Genomic DNA, 15,096 nt, shown 5'->3' with positions numbered 1-15,096 from the left:
ATCGCCTCCATGGCGACCCTGGCCTTGAACTCGGGGCTGTGTGTGCGGCGTTTACTCATGGGTGGGAGCCCCTTTCAGGGGCGGTACCCCGCCTCAGAGGTTAACGATGGGGCCTGTCCAGAAAAGCCAGTCCACCTCAGGGTGCCCAGCAGCAGCTCGCGGCGGCGGATGCCATGCGGGCCGCCTGAATCGGAGGGGGTTGAGGCCATGCGTAGGAAATGCCCTTTCACTCAGGTCGTCATTCTGTTGCGCTCCTCGAACTGGGTTGGCAGGGATGGCCCTGCTACCCCCGGTCGAGGACGAACTCTGGCTGCCGCAGTGTCGGACGTGGCGCACTTCTGCAGTCGGATGACACACGACGCTCCCCGCTCCTTCGGCAGCAGCTACTGCACCCTCAAGCGCTGGCGCAGCACCGATATCTACAAGTCCGGCATGTAATGACGGCGCAAGTTACCGAACGCCAATTCGCCAGTACTCGACTACCTAGGCCTTTGCAACCAGGTGATGTCAGAACTACTACCACCAGCCGTGATTCGATCAAGCCAGCACTGGTGTCGCTGCGGTTGGTTAAGAAAGCGAGAGCAAGCGAGGCGGCAATAGTTTCGTTTTGTGTGCGGTTGTTTGAAATGAAAATCTCTTGATATTGTTGTAACAGAGACAACGAAGGTCTCAAGGGCACCTAGAGAAATCGGCCTCCTTGCCGAGCTCATCCACGCAAAAAGCCTGACAGAGCAAGGGCTCGTGCGTCATGATTACTGTAAGAGCCGAAACTTTTATAGATGCCCTCAAATGATTCAGCAAAGGCAAATCACAACTAGAGGCACTGAACATGGCTGCTGGTGGAATGCGCGACCGTTTTTGGGTCGATATGTGTCTGGAATGTGTTCGTAGAGATCACACCGTTGGGCTCAGTCCTGGCGATCAGAGGGGTCCGTTCCTCACTGCCCGTGCCCTAGGACTAGCTTTGGCTGCACTTCATGACCTGAAGGAGCTTCGTAGTGGCGGTACAACACTGCTGAACCTCGCGGCCACTCCTGGTCTAATGGCCCTGCCAGCCTCGGATGTCGATCTGGCGGCTGCAGCTGCCTGTCATCAGGTGCTGCGATTGCGTTATCCCAACCAGAGTTCGATGATCGAACCAGCGTGGCTGAATTGGCTCGATTATTTTCAAGTCGGAAACGCAGCGGGTTCGTTTGAAACAGTTGGTCGAGCCTTTGGAACAGCCGTGCATCAAATCGGTATCAGTGATCCTGCGAACGCCGCAGCAGGGCAATACATTCCCCCGAACCCTCCGGTTCCATACGCCCACGCGCTTCCGGTCTTTGAGCCTGGTCAGGGATTCGCCGGGGGAATCTGGGGCCAATCAAACCGTCTTGCAACAGTAGCCGTACCAGCTGGAGACTTCCCACCACCTCCAGGCCGCGTCGATAGCAACACGGTGAATCCTACATCGCACTACCAACAAGACTTTGCCAAGGTAGCTCTTAAGGGAGATATCAACCGGTCGCTTGGGGTTTCCGGAGTTCGTACCTTGGAAGAAGAAGTAATCGGTATCGCCTGGGGATACGACGGTCCTCAGGAACTTGGTACGCCACCGCGCCTTTACCTACAGGTGGTTCTGAGGATTCTTGATGCTCTTGATGCTCAGAGCCCGGGCCAGCTGAGCAACGATGACGAAGTGAAGATTATTGCTGCCGTTGCAGTCGCCATGGCCGACGCAGGTATCGAAGCCTGGTTTTACAAGTACGCACTTTCTCATATGATGTGGCGCCCCGTCGTTGGCATTAGAAATGCAGTCCCCGGTAATGGCGTTGCAGATCCCAATTGGCTACCATTAGGTAGGCCAAATACCAACAGTACCGGAGCGGGATTCACACCAAACTTTCCCGCTTATCCTTCGGGACATGCCACATTCGGATGCGCAGCCTTTCAGCTTCTTCGGCTTTTTCTTGTAGAGAAAGGCCTGGCATCCTTTAACGCAGAAGGCGTAGATAACGTGCGGTTCGAGTTTATTTCTGACGAATTCGACGGTCGCAACCGCGATCCACGCACGATGCGGCCGCGTGAATTAGTGACCCTTAGCTACGAGAGTCTCTGGAAGGCGATAGTCGACAACTCAGTCAGCCGTGTTTATCTAGGAGTGCACTGGGAGTTCGATGGAATCACCACACGAGATTCTGCCAATACTGGGGATGAGTTCGGCATCCCTCCCAATCCCAAGAGGCTTGGCAAGACTGGCGGAGTCTGGCTGGGTGCGCAGATTGCCAACCAGATTGCCAAAGACAAACTCATGATTGCTTCAGCAACAGTCACAGCTTCTGGTATGAGCTGAGCAAAACATCCTGTCGAATCTGTGGAGTCGTCTCCGCGTGCCGAAACATTCGGGGACGACTTTCTTCCAGTTGGCTGCCTTTTGCCTGACTGACCGGCACAAGTCCGAGAAGCCCTGCAACAGCATGGGGCTCAAGTCACTGGGTCGGCTGTGAGCCATGAGACGTTGGGGTTGTCAGACCAAACCACCACCCAGTGGTTCCTTACGCCCGGCTCCATGCTGAGCTGATCGGCCTCATGCGTCAACACAGCCCGTTCTTCGACCAGGGTCATCTGGAGCTCTGGCACAGAAGGTGGCTGGGCAGCTACTGAGTCAGAAGGGGTCTGCTTCGCCGCTGGAAGACCGTCTTGCCTCTGGGCCATCGCCTGGCGGCCAGTTGTCAGCGACGCTGCAAGCGTTGGCGGTGCAATGCCCGCATTGATGTGGAGATGATCTGAGGTGGCAAGGGTTTTCTGGACATTCCAACCTGCAGTATGGGAATGATCAGTGGCCTTATGCTTTACATCAAAACCCATCAGATTACACTTTCTTGTCTAGGCAACAGAAGAGCAGATTGATGCTGGCTCGGTTCTTTTCTACTCTGCTCCGTTCACGCGTCCCGGAACTCAATGGCTCGTCTCGGACTGCTGCCCCAGGAGATCGAGGCAGTGCATCATGAGCGTCAGGTGCTGGGCACTGAACCTAGCGGCGCCTTGATCGCCAGTGCTCGCTCGTAGGCAACCGCAGCACCCGAGTCCGACGCCCAGGGGTAGCTGCGACAGTGCACTTCGTAGCTGTGGCCCATGTTCAGCGCCACGCTGCCCGCGTCGATCCCCAGCTGGTGACCACGCAGGCTGTAGCTGTGCCGGAAGCTGTAGGGCACCGCTCGCTCACCCCGGGCCTCCAGCCGCGCCCGGAGCGATTGCCAGCCCTGCTGCCGACCCAGGTAGGTGCCGATCGCATCCGACGCCCCAGGTCCATTGCCCAGCGGCGGCAACTCGATCAGCCCCGCCTGCCAACGCTCCAGCAGGTTCCACTGCTGGCGGCGCCCGTCCCAATCCGTCAGCGGCAGCGGCCGGATCCAGCGCGGCGCCGTCATGCCGCCCCCGCTCCGCTTGCGGTAGCTGCACCACCACAACGGCCGACCGCTGCGCGGCTCAATCCGCACCGCCAGGTGTTGCAGCTCGATCGGCCGCAGACCCAGCTCTGCCATCAACCGCAGAGCATCCGCCCAGCGCAGACCCGGGGGATCGCTGGGAAGGGAATCGATCAGCGCCAGGATCTCCAGATCCGTGAAGGCGTTGCCCTTGCGGTGGCCGGGGGCCACCTCAGCAGCCGAAACGCCGATGTGGGGCCGCAGGTCGGCCGGTGGCCGCCAGCCCTCGGGGAAGTGCTCACGCTCGACGCAGTGCCGCAGGAACTGGGCCAACGACTGCGCCCGGATCTGCCGCGTGCGGCTGCCCGGCGGCCAGTCCCGCAGGCAGGCATCGAGGAGATCCGCCGGGTTTCTCGGACCGCGCTGGCCATCTAGCAGCGCGGTGGCCATCGTCAGCACCGGCTCGTAGATCTTGGCCCAGGTGCTCGGCTTGATCGCGGCGCCGTGATCAAGCTTCTGGCGTCGGAAGTTCGTCAGGGCCTCGGCCCAGCTGGTCTGCCGCTGCGGCGCATTGCCATCAGCGATGGCCGCCGCCTGCTGCAAATTGTGGCCCTGCAGGGTGAGCACGTAGATGTTGCGGACGCGGGCCACGATCGCGCCGACCTGCTGCCGTCCCCAGTCAAACGGCAGACCAACGGTTTCCATCGGCAGGCCTTCGCGGCGCACAAGCAACCGCGCTGAGCCGCGGCTGTTGCGCACCGCCCAGCCCATCGCGGTCGACGAACGCACTGTGGCCCTCAGGCCCGACTCCCAGCTCTCACCGCTCCCGATCCGAGGCATCCAACTGTGCACATCCCGTGCACAAAAACTAAGATGTCTGCCTGCTCAGGCCTGTTCATCCCTAGTCAGGAAGCCAGTTCTGACGCGAGATTCCACTCCAGAGGCCCCCTGTGCTTCCGCTTTGGGAGCACTAGGTCGCAGGTTCGAATCCTGTCGCCCCGATTGACTTCTCCTGACGCTACAATTAATTCGGGTTGCCTGAGTGGCTACCAAGGAGTGTCACCTTCCCTGAAAGTCACCGATAGGGCGGCCACAGATTTATAGATCTTTGAAGAATTTGATTTCTGGATATCTTTTTTGATAGTAGATTAGTGCGAAATGATAAGATTCGGACATGTTGAGGAATGGGCAGCATTTTAGGGTGGGAGAGCAGATCCGTCAAAGTAGTGTTTGAAGGATCTACAAGCTTTCCCGATGAGGCATTTGGTATGGTTCGCCCAGCAGAGGGGAGCGCCCCACGTGGCCACTTGTGTATCCCAATGAACAGTTGGATATAGGGTCCGCATATTATCCGCGTTTCCCAAGGTTGCAACAATCGAGGCCCCAGTCCCTACAATCCATCTGAAGTTATTGCCCTTACCGGCAAGCAGGTTTTATGCTTACCGGAGAGAGTAACTCGGAGTAGTTGCCGGAGCCGTCCATTCAGCGTTCGAAGAATCTGATTGGCCAGCTTGCTTGTCTTGGCCTTCAATCCTGCTCAAGGCTGGCCCAGGTATCCAGAATAGGTTGTTTATCACATCGAACATGTGGATATCGGACCTGTGAACCTCGCCTATAATTGGAGGTCCATAAGCTAAAAGCACTGCACTGCAATGGTTTTGCGGGAACCTACCCAGATGCCCCAGCGTGGTTCACGGAAAGCTGGGACAGTCTGACCGTGGTTTGCGGCAACCATCTAATATGCGTTAGGCGCGGCTGCATTGAATCTTGGGTCAAATGCCAATTCAATCGTAAGGCGAGCAACAAGGAGACTTGAACCACGACGATGATCAAAGGGATGAAATCTGAGCATTACCTTGGGGCCCAATTATTCAAAAGGAGATTGATATCATGACAGATTCCTTGTGCCTACTGCCAGCTCCCCGGCAACTCATCTGGACGGAGGGGGTGTATCCCCTGGCGGACCAGCGCCTAATCTGGTTGGATGTACCCAACCCGGCAGCCTGGCGCGGGGCGGTGGCGCGCTGGCAGAAGCGGCTGCAAGCGTTGCTTGGCCTGAATTGGGAGATCACGGCGAGTGGGGCTGCGCCGGACCAGATTGGGTTAGAGGTGCGGCTGGCGACACATGCCCGGCACGCGGAAGCCTACGAGTTGGCGATTACGCCCGCGGGGATTTACCTCTCCGGCGCGGATGAAGCCGGAGGGTTTTATGGGCTCTGCACGCTGACGCAAATTCTGGAACAGGCCGGGCGGCAGTTGCCGTGCCTCCGCATTTCCGACTGGCCTGATTTCCCGGCCCGCGGTGTCATGCTCGATATCAGCCGCGACAAAGTGCCCACGCTGGAAACGGTCTGCGCGTTGGTAGATCGGCTGGCAGGATGGAAGATCAACCAGTTCCAGCTGTATACCGAGCATACCTTTGCCTATCGCCGGCATCCGGAGGTTTGGGCTGAGGCCTCCCCCTTCACCGGACAGGAGATTCTTGAGCTGGACGCCTTTTGCCGCGAGCGGCACGTTGAACTTGTGCCTAACCAGAATTCGTTCGGGCACATGACGCGCTGGCTCAAGCACCCTCGCTACCAGGCCTTGGCCGAAACCCTGGATGAGATTGCAACGCCCTGGTGGCCCAACTCACCCCGCATACCCGCCGGGGGCTTCAGCCTGTGCCCGCTGGATCCTGGCAGCCTGGCCTTGGTGACCGGGCTGTATGACGAGCTGTTGCCGCACTTTTCCAGCCGGCTGTTCAATATCGGCTGTGATGAGGCCGTGGATGTTGGGCTGGGGCGCAGCCAGAGCGAGTGCGCGCAGCGCGGCCAGGGCCGCGTCTACCTGGACTTTGTGCTCAGCCTCTATCGCGACGTCCGGGCGCGCGGGAGGCGGCTACAATTCTGGGGCGAAAGTATTATCAACCATCCTGAGCTTATTCCCGACCTGCCGCGCGACCTCATCGCGCTGGAGTGGGGCTACGAAGCCAACCATCCGTTCGATGCGCACGGCGCCCAGTTTGCGGCCGCCGGTATCCCCTTCTATGTTTGCCCGGGCACCTCGTCCTGGTGTTCCATCGCGGGCCGCACCGACAACGCCCTGGGGAACCTCCGCAGCGCCGCCGAGAATGGGCTGAAGCATGGGGCGGTGGGCTATCTCATCGCTGATTGGGGGGACGGCGGCCATTGGCAGGTGTTGCCGGTCAGTTACCTGGGATATGCGGCCGGGGCCGCCTATGCGTGGGCGTTTGAGGCGAATCGCAGCCTGGACCTGGCGCGCGCCGTGGGGATCCATGCCCTGCACGATGTTACGGGCCGGGCCGGGGAGGCCCTGTATGCCCTGGGCAATGTGTATCGGGCGATCGGCTTTGAGCCGGACAACGCGTCGGTACTGTGGCAACTCATACAGCAGACACAAACCCGGGTGCGTGAATACGCGGCGCTGCTTCAGCCCGAGGTGTTGAGCCGGACAATGGAGGCGATTGACGCTGCCGGGCAGTTGCTAGCGAGCGCGGAAATGTCAGGCCCGGAGGCCGATTTGATCCGGAGAGAGCTTGACCAGACGGCGCAACTGCTGCGCCACGCGGTCCGTCTGGCTCAATTCATGCTGGGAACGGGCGAGAGGCGTGGACCGGAATTGGACTTGGAACTGCAAGAGATCATCACGGTACATGAACAGCTCTGGCTGGCGCGCAATCGTCCGGGTGGGTTGAAGGACAGCGTAGCGCGGTTTGAAGTGGCACTCCAAGTCTATCGGGCCTGAGGGGTTTCCCATGGAGGCCGTGCGATGCCGTGTTCGGGCAAACTAGCCTGCCGAGACGGGAGTAAGCCTTTTCCTGATTAGGTAGGAAGCGCCGCTGGAGATCTCGGTGGCCTCCAGCACCAAGGCTGGAGCGAGCTTCCGCCCCTGCTCGATTGATACGAAGCGGTGCATGCGGAGCTTGATACCTAATCAAGAGCCTGTTTATGGCCAGTCTCTTGTATCAGTCTATTCAACACCAGAGGATAAGAATCTGAAAACGCTTGTTCATAAAGCACTGCAAAGAAGTTCCTCGGCATCAAGGAATGGATAACAAGCCCCTCGAGTGGACAGGCCCCCACCAGCTCACATCTACGACACCCCCTGCCCTTGCCTGCCACTCAGGGGCAGGCAAGGGCTTATGCAGGGAGCCCGCTCACTGACGACAACCATGGTTCAGGGGCCGTTGGCCTGCATAGTCTCCAGGGCGGCTTGACACTTCGCCGGTGACTGGTAGATGAAGACCTCACTCCGGGGCAAGGCGTCGCACTTGTGATACTGGGCCGGTGACTGCCAGGAAAGATGACGCCGCTGCCGCTGATCAGGCGGCCATCACCAACGTAGTCGGATTGACGTTGTTTTCCGGAGGTGGTGGATTGATCCAGACCACCTCCGGCTGACGCCAACAGCGGGTGGCTCGACGCCAGCGGCGAGGATGCTGTTGACGAGCCAGGTCATAGACCTGAGATCGTTGGCAACAAATTTCAACGGCCTGGCCGCTGTGGCGCTGATCGGGTGTGACGAACCGGATGCCGCTGTGGCGGTGCTGGTGGTTGTACCAGTCCACGAACGCCACCACCCAGGAGCAGGCCTCTTCCACGCTCTGGAATGGCCGCCGGGGGTAGTCCGGCCGGTATTTGACCGTACGGAACAGGGATTCCGAGTAGGGGTTGTCGTTGCTGACCCTCGGCCTAGAGAAGGACCTGAGCACACCCAGCTCCTCCAGCCGGCTCTCCAGCGTGGCGGCCCGCATGGCGTTGCCGTTGTCGGCATGGAGGATCAGGCGCTGGCGGCGGCCCTTGCTGATCCGCTCCCGCAGACAGGCCCGACTGACAAGATCAGCGGCGATCTGTGCGTCTTCCCGATCGGCAACATCCCAGGCCACCACCTTGCGGCTCCAGACGTCGACAACCAGGTAGAGGTACAGCCACACGCCACGCACGCTTGTGGGCAGATAGGTGATGTCCCAGCTCCAGAGCTGATTCGCTCCCCTGGCCTGCAGCCGTGGCACCGGGCGGGGCTCCTGCGGTGGCCGGGCCCGTCCGCGGTGGTGAGCCTGGCCGTGGGCATGCAGCACCCGATAGAAGCTGCGCTCTGAGCCGATGTAGACGCCCCGATCGGCCAGGGCCGGCACGATCTGCCCCGGCGGCAGTGCTGCGAATTCGCTCTGGTTGCAGGTGAGCAGGATCCGCTGGCGCTCCTCCTCGCTCAGGCGGTGAGAAATCAGACGGTGGCTGCCTTTACGGCCATCGCTGCCGTCCGCATCACCTGCGAACTGACGCCGCCAGCGCTGCAGGGTGCTCAGCCCCACGCCCAGCAGAGTGGCCAGTTCACAAGACCGTGCACCAGCCGCCATGCCGGCATCGAGGATCTCCAGAGCCCTCCGGCGATCCACTGAGGAGGTCAGTCGTCCCCGCCCTCTCCCCAGTAGGCCTGGATCTTTTTTGACGCCATCAACAGAGCCGCCGCCTCCGCCAGGGCCTTGTCCTTGCGGCGCAGTTCCTGCTGCAGGCGCTTGATCTCCCGCTGATCGGCCTGGTGCCGCTTCTGGAGGTCCTTCTGGTCGGCCATGGTCAGCAGCGGCTGTGCGTTGGAATCCTGGGCGGCCTGCCGCCAGCGGTCCACCTGCTCGGGGAACAGGCCCCGTTCGCGGCAGTAACCGCCCAGTTCGGTGGCATTTAGACCGGCGCTCTCCAGCACCACCGTGAACTTGTCGGCGGGGCCCCAACCCTCTGGATCCTTCTGGGTGGCTGGCACCACCTCCCCCTGCAGCCGCCAAGCCTTGCGCCACTTGTAGAGGGTGATCACGTGAATGCCCAGCTCCTGGGCGATCTCAGTGCAGCTCTGGCGGTGGGGAGGCCCCATCCGCCGGCGAACATCAGCCTTGACGGCCTCGCTGTAAGGACGCATCGGTCGGTTCCATCAGGCCCCCTGGTGGTTGAAATGGTCGGAATGGAGAGGCGTCAACTTTCCTGGCAGAGGGGGCTCCAGCTGCCCGATCGCGCCAGCTTCCACTCACCTGCTGCGTTCTGCGCCACCTGGGCCCATGAGCAGATCCACTCCACCGGCCACGAATCCCGCCTGAAGCGGGATCTGGGTGGTGCCTTCGGGATGGCCCGCTATGCCCGCGAGGAGCTCGTCGCCGAATTAGGGGCGGTGTCGCTGGGCAATCGGCTGGAGATCGGCAGCGAAATCGAGAGCCATGCCGCCTATCTCGGCCACTGGATCAAGCTGCTCAAGGAATCGCCCAAGGTCCTCTTTCAGGTGCTCAGCGAAGCGAGGCAGGCGGCGGATCTGATCTATCCGGAGTTGCCTTAGCAGATGCGGCCTCTGGGCCAGGCTCTCGCCGGCTGAAGGCTGCGGAGGTGTCGCCAGGGCATTCCATCGTCCGCCACGGGCACCGGCAAGTGAAACGGCCTTGCTTGCTGCCGCTGGGCATGACGGTTCTGCCAAGAGGCCCCGGTCGGAATCATTGTTCGCGGGGCTGGCTTCTGGTTCCCACGCAGCGTTGGGGGAAGGAGATGTCCAGCACCAGGCAACCTTCCTCGCTCCGGAAGGGGCCATGCACCTCCCCGGGGGGCCGACTGGCGTAGTGCCCCGACTCCAGCCAGTGCCAGTAATGGGCATGATCCTCAGCCAGCTGATTGCAATGGGGCAGCGGCTTCAATTTCAGGAGGGAGTCACCGCTTCCGGAAGCATGAGCAGCGAGCCAATCAGGAAACCCACGGCACCCAAAAGCGTGAAGATCAACGAAGTTGTCGGCAAGATGGGCCCCAGTCCGCCTGGCAGCACCGGGCTTGTGAGAGCGGCCCCCATGAATCCGACACATCCCAGCAGGTTGGAGAACGTAACCCACCACGACAGGCTGCCTGGGTTCCATGTCCAGTGGGAGTGACAGGTTTCGATGAAGGCCAGATACCCGCTCGACAGAAACAGAATCGAGCCCAGCAGGTTGGGAATCCAAACCAGACCATCCTGGCCGATCCAGTTCAGATTGGCATTGAGGTCATTGAGGGTGTTGACGTTGAACAGAATCGTGCCGGGAAACTGAAGGGCACAGCTCAGCCAACCGATCTCTTGGGGCTCCCAGCCGAACCAGTGGATTCTCTTTCGGCTCGTATCGGTGCCTGATAGGGGCGGACCGGCATTGGCGGCCTGGAATAGTTGCAGATAAGCCGCCGTGGTGAAAGGAATGGAGCCAAGAAAGAACACCCTGTTGACGGCGGTGTTGCTCATGGAGAGATGCTTGACCAGCATTGGATCCAGGCTCAGCCAGCTACCGATCAAAAACAGCAGGGAACCGAGCGCAAAAATGCTCCCAATCCACCAGTTCAACTGCTGCGGCTGCCAGAGGCAACGCAGCAGATCGATCTCCACCTTGAGAAGCGACGCGGGCTGCCTTAAGGGGAGTCCCTTGCGATGGTGGCGGGATCGCCACAGGACCAGACCATGGTGGGCGCGTTGGTACACCCTGCGGGTGATGAACCCCCAGGGTCGGCTCAATTCGATGAGTCGCGTTGTGCTGGCCCCCGACATGGTGGGCTGCCTCAGTGATGGAAGCCGCTGGCCTCTGAACTGGTGAGCACGGCATGGTCAGGGTGGCGATCGAAATAGGCCAGAGCCTGGCGGATGTCTTCGAGCAACAGTTCAGCCAGATCACGGCTGACGCCATGGCGCACCAGAATTCTCTGCACAGAAATATTTTGGCAGTGGGCAGGCAGGGTGTAGGCGGGAACCTGCCAGCCCCGAACCCGCAGACGATCGGCCAGGGAGAAGAGATTGAAGTTGGCATCGCTACCCTCTTTCATCGTCCAGCAGAGGGCTGGAATGCCAACCTTCGGATCACCTCCATAGATGATCTCGAACGGACCCAGTTTGCTGATTTCGCTGGCCAGATACTGGGCCGTGGCGTAGCAGACGGAATGCACCTTTCGATAACCTTCCGCCCCCAGGCGTAGAAAATTGAAATACTGACACACGACTTGACCACCCGGGCGCGAGAAGTTCAGGGTGATGTCGCGCATGTTTCCGCCCAGATAGTTCACCCAGAACACCATCTCCTCCGGCAGATCGCTGCTCTCACGCCAGAGCACCCAGCCAACCCCCAGGGGAGCGAGTCCGAACTTGTGCCCGGACGCATTGATCGACTTGACCCGCGGCAAGCGGAAATCCCAGACCAGATGCGGGGCGCAGAAGGGGGCCAGGAAACCGCCGCTGGCGCCGTCCACGTGGATGGGGATATCGATACCGGTGGATTTCTCATAGGCATCAAGGGCGTCAGAGAGTTGCTGCACCGGCTCGTATTGCCCCGTGAAGGTCACCCCCAGCGTGGGTACCACGCCGATGGTGTTTTCATCGCAGTACTGAAGAGCGACTTCGGGCGTCATGATCAGCCGATCCTGCTCCATCGGAATCTCCCGATGTTCGATGTCCCAATAACGGGTGAACTTGTGCCAGCAGATCTGCACGGGGCCCGTGACCAGATTGGGCTTGTCGGTGGATCGACCGGCCTTTTTCCTGGCCGTCTCCCAGCGGCGTTTCATTGCCAAGCCACCCAGCATCGCGGCCTCGCTGGAGCCGACGGTGGAGGTGCCGATGGACGTCTCGATCGATGGAGCATGCCAAAGGTCGGCCAGCATGTGGGTGCAGCGGGCTTCAAGCTCGGCAGTCTGGGGATATTCGTCCTTGTCTTCGATGTTTTTGTCGACGCAAAGATCCATCAGATCGTGGACTTCTTTCTCCACCCATGTCTGGCAGAAGGTGGCAAGATTCTGACGTGAATTCCCGTCCAGCATCAGTTCATCTCTTACCGCTGCGAAAATGGTTCTTGGGTCGCGCTCCCTGGCTGGAAAACGGAGCTTTGGTAGGCCGCTGGATAGATCCGATGACGCATAGATATCATCGTCCGAAGGCAAACTTGCAGGAGGCTTGCTCTGGAGGGCCATGGCTGAGGAGTACTATGATGGACTGACGCCCAAATGTTCCGGATTCGGAAACAGGTAACGCCTCGCAAAGCTATCCTAGCAGCACCACTCTTGCCAGATTCTGTGTGGAGCCCATGGCCCCATCTGCTGAGGCAGCGTCCCTTCGCGTGGTGTAAATCCCGAGGCCCGATTACCCTGATCTGAGGGTGAACAGGGATGAATGACGGGCTGTCCTCGCGAGGTGCATATCCACTTCGTTGTTTCACGATGAATCCAGACGATTGAATTGTCAAGTCTTTCGCCTGGATTGCCGATCGGTTGTGGGCTACGCCTGCAATCTTGGTTATGACGTCTTGTGCTCAGGCCGCTGCTTCCTGGAGGGATGGCTGCACAGGCAGCTCCTCCAGCGAGTGGATGGCGACCATGCTCTCGGCCGAGAACATGCGCCGGCCCTCGAGCTGCCAGTGCTCGTCCTGCTCCAGCAATACCGCCCCCACCAGTCGGGTGATCGCGGCGTCGTTGGGGAAGATGCCGACCACGCGGGTGCGGCGTTTGACCTCCTCATTGACGCGGTCGAGCAGGTTGGTGCTCCAGACCTTTTTCCAGTGCTGCTTTGGGAAGTGGCGGAATGCCAGCACGTCCTCCTTGGCCTCGAGCATCAGCTCTGCGGCCCTGGGAAAACGCTCGGCCAATGAAGCGGCCAGGTCATCCCAGCGCTCCCACCAGGCCAACAGCCTCCTCCTGGCTGAACACCGAGCGCAGGGCTGCGGTCACCATGCCTTGATGAGCCTTGGGCACCCGCTGCAGCAGGTTGCGAGCGAAATGGACCCTGCAGCGCTGCCAGCAACAGCCCTGGAACATGCGCCGTATGGCCTTGGTGAGGCCCACGTGGGCATCACTGATCACCAGCTTGACGCCAGTGAGGCCGCGCTCTACTGCTTCGCAGAAGCCTGTGGCTATGAGCGAGCCAATGAAGGCCTTCCAGAAGCCCTCACTTTCGCGCTCGCCCACCTGCAGGCCGAGCAGCTCACGGCGCCCATCGGCGTCCACGCCCATGGCGATCACAGCAGCCCTGGAGCAGACCTGCAGGGCCTTGCCCAGCCGGCCGTGGAGGTAGGTGGCATCGAGAAAGATGTAGGCGTAGCCGGACTCCTGTAGCGGCCGATTCAAGAAGGCCTGCACCTGCTGGTCGAACTCCTGGCAGATGCGGCTCACCTGGGATTTAGAGATGCCGCTCTGTACGCCCAGAGCGGCTACCAGGGAAATGACCTTGCGGGTGGAGATGCCGCCGATGTAGGCCTCCATCACCACGCCATAGAGGGTCTGATCGACGCGGCGGCGCGGCTCAAGGATCGAGGGAAGAAAGCCCCCGGTGTGCAGTTTGGGGATCAGCAGGTCGATGTCACCGGCCTGACTGGCCAGGGTGCGCGGCCGGCAGCCATTGCGTTAGCCGAGGCGCTCATCAGTGCGCTCATGGCGGTCGGCGCCGAGCACCGCAGCGACCTCCAGTTCGATCAGTCGCTGCAGGCCGTGGCGCACCAGCTCCGGGATCAGTTCCCCTGCAGTGCTGCCATCCAGTAGCGGCGCCAGGGCTGAGGCGCCAGAATTCGTCTTGGGCATGGTTCGTCTGGTTGAGGTAGTGCTCAAACCAGGGAAACGGGCCTGCCCACCCCTTGCAACGACAAGCGTCTGAGGAGCAGCACCGGCCTAGCCGGTGCTGCTCCTGGGAATTTAGACCAACTGAGGGGACGCCACTCTTTTCAGCAGACTCCGTCTTCGATAGTTACGACGAGCCTTCCAGAGAGGATCCGCCTCGATAGGGTCGAATCAGCCGCCGATCCTTGCCATGAAACGACACCACAGCAGGACTCTGCAGGCCCTGTTTGCCCATCCTCTGCAGCATGGCGTGCGCGCTTCACGGGTAGAGGCGTTGTTCCGCTCCCTTGGCGCGGAGTTGAGCGAACTTGATGACCGCCGCCTGAAGATCCGGATGCCCTCCGGCCAGGAAACCTGGATCCACATCGGTTCCGGTCTGCGTCAACCCGACCTGGATGCGGACGCGGTGATGAGGGTGCGTCATTTCCTGCAGGAGGCCGGTGTCACCCCCGCCCATCCTGAGGTCGACGCCCCCTCCCCCCGCGGTGATCAAGCCCACTGCCTCGTTCTGTACCTAGACCATCGCCGCACTGAAGCGTTCAGGCTCGAAGGAGACGAGGTGGAGCATGCGGTGCTTCGTCCGCACGGGATCTGGGGAACGGATCAGAACCTCACCCACCGCCATGACCGGGATCAGGCGGGTCAGCGCGCTCCGATTGATACTGACTACCTGGCTCGCATCACCGAGGCGATAGCCGACGCCGATGCCCTGCTGCTGCTCGGCCACGGTACGGGGGAAAGCGACATGCGTCAGGTGCTGCTGCACTACCTCGAAACCCATCGTCGCGACCTGATGGAGCGGATAGTGGGGGTTGAGACTCTTGACGACAGCGGCCTCAGCGACGAGCAGATGCTGGCTGTCGCCCGGGAGCACTTCGGCAACCTCCCACACCGGCGGCCCCTGGTGATTCCCGGTCAGGAAGTGGTGCGTAGCTGAAGGCTGTTCGTTTGGCTTCCTGCCTGCCTGCTGCCCCCGGGTTCAGGAAAGATGTCACCCCTTTGATCCTTCCATCCGGGGGCTTGAGGACATGACCAATGCGCGGATACAGCGAGGCCGTCAAGGCTGATGTGAGGAGGCGGATGAGCCCGCCGCACAGGCAGAGCGT

At 60.7% G+C, this 15,096-nt stretch carries 7 protein-coding genes and 2 pseudogenes; 4 read left to right on the top strand and 5 right to left on the bottom strand.

Features of this window, described 5'->3' with window-relative positions; translation table 11 throughout:
- Positions 1 to 829: 829 nt before the first annotated feature.
- Positions 830 to 2,332 (top strand): vanadium-dependent haloperoxidase, encoded by a 1,503-nt coding sequence (locus KBY67_RS13670; protein WP_255111630.1) that lies wholly within the window; start codon positions 830 to 832, stop codon positions 2,330 to 2,332.
- Between the two features lie 661 nt (positions 2,333 to 2,993).
- Here KBY67_RS13670 and KBY67_RS13665 read toward each other — a convergent pair.
- Positions 2,994 to 4,247, bottom strand: coding sequence for a site-specific integrase (locus tag KBY67_RS13665; protein ID WP_255111629.1), 1,254 nt, complete (start codon positions 4,245 to 4,247; stop codon positions 2,994 to 2,996).
- A gap of 1,050 nt (positions 4,248 to 5,297) precedes the next feature.
- Here KBY67_RS13665 and KBY67_RS13660 point away from each other — a divergent pair.
- Entirely contained in the window at positions 5,298 to 7,154 is a 1,857-nt protein-coding gene (locus KBY67_RS13660) for a glycoside hydrolase family 20 zincin-like fold domain-containing protein (RefSeq protein WP_255111627.1), read from the top strand.
- 577 nt (positions 7,155 to 7,731) lie between these two features.
- Here KBY67_RS13660 and KBY67_RS13655 read toward each other — a convergent pair.
- Positions 7,732 to 9,320, bottom strand: a pseudogene (locus tag KBY67_RS13655) (IS3 family transposase).
- Between the two features lie 42 nt (positions 9,321 to 9,362).
- Here KBY67_RS13655 and KBY67_RS13645 point away from each other — a divergent pair.
- Positions 9,363 to 9,728 (top strand): zincin-like metallopeptidase domain-containing protein, encoded by a 366-nt coding sequence (locus KBY67_RS13645; protein ID WP_255111624.1) that lies wholly within the window; start codon positions 9,363 to 9,365, stop codon positions 9,726 to 9,728.
- A gap of 351 nt (positions 9,729 to 10,079) precedes the next feature.
- Here the strand turns inward: KBY67_RS13645 and KBY67_RS13640 are convergent, their stop codons facing one another.
- The 3 genes and pseudogenes from KBY67_RS13640 to KBY67_RS14970 all read right to left on the bottom strand — a co-directional run bounded on the left by KBY67_RS13640 (position 10,080) and on the right by KBY67_RS14970 (position 13,954).
- A complete protein-coding gene (locus KBY67_RS13640; protein ID WP_255111623.1) occupies positions 10,080 to 10,787 on the bottom strand; it encodes a hypothetical protein in 708 nt (235 codons plus the stop codon).
- 170 nt (positions 10,788 to 10,957) lie between these two features.
- Positions 10,958 to 12,355 carry a glutamate decarboxylase gene (locus KBY67_RS13635; RefSeq protein WP_255111622.1) on the bottom strand — a complete coding sequence of 466 codons (1,398 nt, stop codon included), beginning with the start codon at positions 12,353 to 12,355 and terminating at the stop codon, positions 10,958 to 10,960.
- Between the two features lie 338 nt (positions 12,356 to 12,693).
- Positions 12,694 to 13,954, bottom strand: a pseudogene (locus KBY67_RS14970) (IS256 family transposase).
- A 226-nt stretch (positions 13,955 to 14,180) separates the two neighbouring features.
- Between KBY67_RS14970 and KBY67_RS13615 the strand changes: the two are divergent.
- Entirely contained in the window at positions 14,181 to 14,927 is a 747-nt protein-coding gene (locus KBY67_RS13615) for a hypothetical protein (RefSeq protein ID WP_255111619.1), read from the top strand.
- Positions 14,928 to 15,096: the final 169 nt, after the last annotated feature.

Source organism: Synechococcus sp. RedBA-s, from assembly GCF_024345495.1.
GTDB lineage: Bacteria > Cyanobacteriota > Cyanobacteriia > PCC-6307 > Cyanobiaceae > Regnicoccus_A.
The sequence above is the reverse complement of the archived record's forward strand: the minus strand, read 5'-3'. Positions and strand labels throughout refer to the sequence as shown.

Coding starts and splice junctions, on each gene's coding strand:
- KBY67_RS13670 (WP_255111630.1), top strand. CDS start 830: ATGGCTGCTGGTGGAATGCGCGACCGTTTTTGGGTCGATATGTGTCTG.
- KBY67_RS13665 (WP_255111629.1), bottom strand. CDS start 4,247: ATGCCTCGGATCGGGAGCGGTGAGAGCTGGGAGTCGGGCCTGAGGGCC.
- KBY67_RS13660 (WP_255111627.1), top strand. CDS start 5,298: ATGACAGATTCCTTGTGCCTACTGCCAGCTCCCCGGCAACTCATCTGG.
- KBY67_RS13645 (WP_255111624.1), top strand. CDS start 9,363: ATGGAGAGGCGTCAACTTTCCTGGCAGAGGGGGCTCCAGCTGCCCGAT.
- KBY67_RS13635 (WP_255111622.1), bottom strand. CDS start 12,355: ATGGCCCTCCAGAGCAAGCCTCCTGCAAGTTTGCCTTCGGACGATGAT.
- KBY67_RS13615 (WP_255111619.1), top strand. CDS start 14,181: ATGAAACGACACCACAGCAGGACTCTGCAGGCCCTGTTTGCCCATCCT.